At 62.6% G+C, this 5,331-nt stretch carries 2 protein-coding genes and 1 riboswitch; both genes read left to right on the top strand.

Annotated elements, in window-relative coordinates; all coding sequences use genetic code 11:
- The first annotated feature begins 378 nt into the window (after positions 1-378).
- Positions 379-578: riboswitch (cobalamin riboswitch) on the top strand.
- Positions 579-671: 93 nt separating this feature from the next.
- Positions 672-1,733, top strand: a complete 1,062-nt coding sequence (gene cobW, locus ACRESD_RS15950; protein WP_431751804.1) for a cobalamin biosynthesis protein CobW — start codon at positions 672-674, stop codon at positions 1,731-1,733.
- Positions 1,734-1,736: 3 nt separating this feature from the next.
- Positions 1,737-5,331, top strand: a 3,595-nt coding sequence (gene cobN, locus ACRESD_RS15945; RefSeq protein ID WP_431751803.1) for a cobaltochelatase subunit CobN, incomplete at its 3' end; no start/stop codon positions are given.

The raw sequence follows: 5,331 nt of genomic DNA, 5'->3' as shown, positions 1-5,331 counted from the left end.
GCTGGCTTGCCTGCGATGCAGACACCTCGGTGAATCAGGTACACCCTGCTGATGCCATCGCAGGCAAGCCAGCTCCCACAGAAAAGCAGATCTGATTCTGCTCTGGCTCTGGCTCTGGCTTTGTTTTTGATCTTGATTTTGATTTTGATCTTAAGCGGCCCCCCAAATCCATGTCGGATTACGGGCACACCGAGCGTGAGCGAGGTGCCGAGTGTTGGGGCAAGAGCCTTTTTGGTTACTTTTGGGGCTCTTTTCCAAAAGTGACCCGCCGTAAGGGCGGAACCCTAAGCCGCCGTTACCGCAGCAACGGATATGTACACCAACCCAACCCAACCCAACCCAACCCAACCCCATCATTGACCATCCCCCAAGCACTGCGTAGCCTTGCACCCTCGAGGTTCTTCGGTCCAGGCCGAAGCTAAGAAGGGAACGCGGTTCAAGCCGCGGCTGCCCCCGCAACTGTGAAGGGTTCTGCTGACTGCCACGCCACTGCCGATAAGGCGGGAAGGCGCAGCCAGCGCCGGTCGCAAGACCTGCAAGCCCCAAGCCAGGAGACCTGCCTCGCAACCGATTTTCCAATTCAACCGGGCGGGGTGATCCGGTGACGAAATCCGCTGCTGCGCGCTGCCGCAGGGCCTGTCGTCCCGTATGCCCGCCCCAAAGGGCATCCGATGAAAACACTGGCCAAACTCCCTGTCACCATCGTTACCGGCTTCCTCGGCTCGGGCAAGACCACTTTGCTGCGCCATATGCTGGATAACGCCCAGGGCCGCCGCATCGCTGTGATCGTCAACGAATTTGGCGAGCTGGGTATCGACGGGGAAATCCTCAAGCAGTGTTCCATCGGTTGCACCGAGGAAGAAGCCAATGGCCGCGTGTACGAACTGGCCAACGGCTGCCTGTGCTGCACCGTACAAGAAGAGTTCTTCCCGGTGATGCGCGAGTTGGTGGCCCGTCGCGGCGACCTCGACCATATCCTGATCGAAACCTCCGGCCTGGCCCTGCCCAAACCCCTGGTGCAAGCCTTCCAGTGGCCGGAAATCCGCAGCGCCTGCACCGTTGACGCGGTGATCACCGTGGTCGACAGCCCGGCCGTGGCCGCTGGCACTTTCGCCGCGTTCCCGGATCAAGTGGACGCCCAGCGCAAGCTCGACCCGAACCTGGACCACGAATCGCCGCTGCACGAGTTGTTCGCCGACCAACTGGCCAGTGCCGACCTGGTAATCCTCAACAAGACCGACCTGATCAACCCCGAAGACCTGGCCCGTGTTCGCCTGGAAGTTGCCGAAGAACTGCCGCCAGCAGTGAAGATCATCGAAGCCAGCAGCGGTCGCCTGCCATTGGACGTGCTGATTGGTTTGGGCGCAGGCTCCGAGGAACATATCGACGCTCGCCACAGTCATCATGATCATCATCACGAAGGCGAAGAAGATCACGACCACGATGCTTTCGATTCGATCTCCATCGACCTGCCCCAAGCCGACGAAGCGCTGCTGCTCGACGCCCTGACGCAGCTCGTTGTGCAACACGGCATCCTGCGCATCAAAGGTTTTGCGGCCATCCCGAACAAACCGATGCGCTTGCTGATCCAGGGCGTGGGCACACGTTTCGACAAGCACTTCGACCGTGCCTGGGGCGCCGATGAGGCGCGCACCACACGCCTGGTGCTGATCGGCCAGGAGCTGGACGCAGCGGGCCTTGAAGCGCAACTGCGCGCTGCCCTCAGCGTCTGACCCATGCACCTGCTCAGGACCCAACCCGGTGGTTTCGTCTCGGACGACAATATTGCCGACTTAGGCCAAACCCCCGCTGAACTGGTGATCCTGTGCAGTGGCGACTCCAGCCTGGCGCTGTTGGCCGAGGCCGCTCAGCAGTTGCCTGAGGATTACCCCAGCCTGCGCCTGGCCAACCCGATGCAGGTGCAGAACCACGCTTCGGTCGATCTGTACGTCGATGAGGTGTTGCGCCACGCCAAGGTGATCCTGATTTCGCTGCACGGCGGTATCGGTTATTGGCGCTACGGCATCGAACGCCTGGTGGCGTTGGCCGAGCGCGGCGTGCAACTGATCCTGGTGCCGGGGGATGATCGCCCGGACCCGGAACTCAGTGGCCTGAGTACCGTCGGCATGGAAGAGCGCGACCGCCTCTGGCACTTCCTGCGCCAGGGCGGCTTGGGCAATGCCCTGGATTTCTATCGTTGCCTGGCCAGTGCTTACCTGGGCCGCGATTACGCGTGGAGCGAGCCGCAAACCTTGCCGCGTACGGCGATTTACCACCCACATAAAGCCAATGCCCGGCTCAATGACTGGCAAATGGCGTGGGAGGCTGAGTTTCCGGTGGCGGCGGTGCTGTTTTACCGCTCTCATTTGCAGGCCGCCAATACCGCTTTTATCGATGTGTTCTGCCAGCGCTTGCAGGCGGCGGGGCTTAATCCGTTGCCGATAGCGGTGGCCAGTCTGAAAGAGCCCGGCTGCCTCACGGTGGTCGAGGAACTGCTGGATGACGTCGGAGCAGCGGTGATCCTGAATACCACCGGCTTTGCCCAATCCAGCCCCGAAGCGCCGCACTTGCGCCCGTTTCGCCGCAATGTCCCGGTGATCCAGGCGATCTGTGCCCAAGACAACCAGCCCGGCTGGGAGGCCAGCGAACAGGGTCTCGGCCCGCGTGACCTGGCGATGCACATCGCGTTGCCGGAGTTGGACGGGCGCATCATCAGTCGGCCTATCAGCTTCAAAGACCTGGCTTGGCGCAGCGAGCGCAGCCAGTCGGACGTGGTGTGCTACCGCGCCGCCCCTGAGCGCATGGACTTTGTCGCCGCACTGGCGCGGCGTTGGGTCGAACTGGCGCGGCTGCCGAATGCGCACAAACGCATTGCGCTGGTGCTCGCCAACTACCCGACCCGTGACGGACGCATCGGCAACGGCGTGGGCCTGGATACCCCGGCCGCGGCGCTGAATATCCTGCGTGCGTTGCAAGCTGAAGGCTATCCACTGCCGCAGACACTGCCGGACAGCGGTACGGCGCTGATCCATGAGCTGTTGGGTGGTGTTACCAATGACCTGGACAGCCTCGACTTGCGCCCTTGTCACCAAAGCCTGGGCCTGGACGATTATGAGGCGATGTTCAACGGCTTGCCCGAAGCCAACCGCCAGGCCGTGCTGGAGCGCTGGGGCGCGCCTGATCTCGACCCGATGTGCCGCGACGGTCGTATGATGGTCGCTGGCCTGCGCTTGGGCCTGACGTTTGTCGGCATCCAGCCAGCACGGGGTTATCAAGTAGACCCTAGCGCGGTGTATCACGATCCGGATCTGGTGCCGCCCCACGGCTATCTCGCCTTCTATTTCTGGTTGCGCCACACCTACGGCGCTCACGGTGTTATCCACGTGGGCAAGCACGGCAACCTCGAATGGTTGCCAGGCAAGGGGGTGGGCCTGTCGGAAAACTGCTGGCCCGACGCATTGCTCGGGCCGCTGCCGAATATCTACCCGTTTATCGTCAATGACCCGGGCGAGGGCGCCCAAGCCAAGCGTCGCACCCAGGCGGTGATCATCGATCACTTGATGCCACCGCTGACCCGTGCCGAAACCTACGGCCCGTTGCGTAACCTGGAACTGTTGGCGGACGAGTACTACGAGGCGCAGTTGCTTGACCCGCGCCGTGCGCTGGAGCTGCAGAAAGACATTCTCAAGTTGGTGCGCGAAACCCGTATCGACCAGGAACTGGAGCTGGGCAGCGACGTGGATGCGGCCGTCTGGTTGCCGCGCCTGGACACTTATCTATGCGACTTGAAGGAGTCACAGATTCGCGACGGCCTGCATATCTTTGGCGAATCCCCCGAGGGCCGCTTGCGTATCGACACGCTGCTGGCGTTGTTGCGCATCCCGCGCGGCGATGGTCGTGGCCCGCAATCAAGCCTGTTGCGCGTATTGGCCAAGGCTTTCGACTTGGGCTTCGATCCCCTCGATTGTGCCTTGGCCGAGCCCTGGACCGGGCGTCGTCCGAAGGTGTTGCAGAAGATCGACGCGCAGTTATGGCGTACCGCCGGTGATACCCGCGAACGCTTGGAGCTGTATGCGGCGCGACTGATCGAGCAGGCGCTGGAAGGTCCGCTTGAGCAGTTGGAGGAGCCCGGGTGGGAGGATGTGAAGGCGGTTATCGAAAGCCTGCGCATCGTCGTCGCGCCACGCCTGGATGCCTGCGGCCCGGCAGAAATGCGTGGGTTGCTGGATGCCCTGAGTGGTCGGTTTGTGCCCGCAGGCCCCAGTGGTGCGCCGAGTCGTGGGCGCCTGGATGTACTGCCCACGGGGCGCAATTTCTTCACGGTGGATGTGCGCAACTTGCCGACCACCACCGCTTGGCGCATCGGTTTCCAGTCGGCCAACCTGATTCTGGAGCGGCATCTGCAAGACCACGGCGATCATCTGCGTCAACTCGGGCTGTCGGTGTGGGGTACGGCGACCATGCGCACCGGCGGTGACGACATCGCCCAGGCCATGGCACTGATGGGGGTGCGTCCCGTGTGGGCCACCGGCAGCCAGCGGGTGGATGACTTTGAGATCCTGCCGATCAGCCTGCTGGATCGCCCGCGGGTGGATGTGACGTTGCGGGTGTCCGGGTTCTTCCGCGATGCCTTTGCCAACCTGATTCGTCTGTTCGATGCGGCGGTGCAGGCGGTCGCGGCGTTGGATGAGCCGGATGATATGAACCCGTTGGCAGCCAAGGTGCGTAGCGAGCGTGAGGCGCTGCTCAAGTCCGGCCTGGATGAAGAGGCCGCCGCCAAGCAGGCCGGTTGGCGTATCTTCGGCGCCAAGCCGGGTGCCTATGGCGCAGGCGTGCAGGGCGCCATTGACGGGCGCTTGTGGCAAAGCCGCGAGGATTTGGCCGAGGTCTACCTCAATTGGGGGGCTTACGCGTATGGCGGCTCCGATGAAGGCACCGCGGCTCGCGAGCAATTCGCGCAGCGCCTGAGCCAAGTGCAGGCGGTGTTGCAGAACCAGGACAATCGCGAGCACGACCTGCTCGACTCCAACGACTACTACCAATTCCAGGGCGGCATGCTTGCTGCCGTGGAAACCCTGAGTGGCGAAAAAGCCGCCAGCTACCATGGCGACCATAGCCAACCGGACTTGCCGAAGATCCGCACCTTGAAGGAAGAGCTCAACCGTGTGATCCGTTCCCGGGCCGCCAACCCCAAGTGGATCGACGGCGTTAAACGTCATGGCTATAAAGGTGCGTTCGAAATGGCGGCGACCGTGGACAATCTGTTCGCCTTCGACGCCACCACGGCCCTGATCGATGATCATCAATACGCCTTGCTCGCCGACGCCTACC

This window comes from Pseudomonas sp. (assembly GCF_050739995.1).
Taxonomy (GTDB): domain Bacteria; phylum Pseudomonadota; class Gammaproteobacteria; order Pseudomonadales; family Pseudomonadaceae; genus Aquipseudomonas.
The sequence above is the reverse complement of the archived record's forward strand: the minus strand, read 5'-3'. Positions and strand labels throughout refer to the sequence as shown.

Coding starts and splice junctions, on each gene's coding strand:
- cobW (WP_431751804.1), top strand. CDS start 672: ATGAAAACACTGGCCAAACTCCCTGTCACCATCGTTACCGGCTTCCTC.